Below are 279 nucleotides of genomic sequence, written 5' to 3'. Positions count from 1 at the left end.
ATCGTCCTTTCCTCATTCGCAGGTGAACAAGCAATTAGGGCGATAGAGTATTTTGGCCTCACCTACGCGCTAGTAGGCCGCGCAACTATCTACTCCCGGTTTAATCAACAATCCTTAACATTACCAACACTATGTATGCAAGAAAGCGGTGGAAAGCTGGGATTCGGCGGAGCCCAGAAGTTTAGCTCTTCGTAAAAGCTCTTTATTTAGGAATATATTATGACGCGCGAAATGCACAACGATAGATAGGCTATTTAGAAATTTGCGCAAGCTTGTGGA

1 protein-coding gene is annotated in these 279 nt (G+C 44.4%); it reads left to right on the top strand.

Features of this window, described 5'->3' with window-relative positions; all coding sequences use genetic code 11:
- Positions 1-195, top strand: a 195-nt coding sequence (locus KVT37_RS32155; RefSeq protein WP_217579019.1) for a hypothetical protein, incomplete at its 5' end; no start/stop codon positions are given.
- Between the last annotated feature and the right edge of the window lie 84 nt (positions 196-279).

It is taken from the genome of Mesorhizobium sp. GbtcB19, from assembly GCF_019091085.1.
GTDB lineage: Bacteria > Pseudomonadota > Alphaproteobacteria > Rhizobiales > Rhizobiaceae > Mesorhizobium.
The sequence above is the reverse complement of the archived record's forward strand: the minus strand, read 5'-3'. Positions and strand labels throughout refer to the sequence as shown.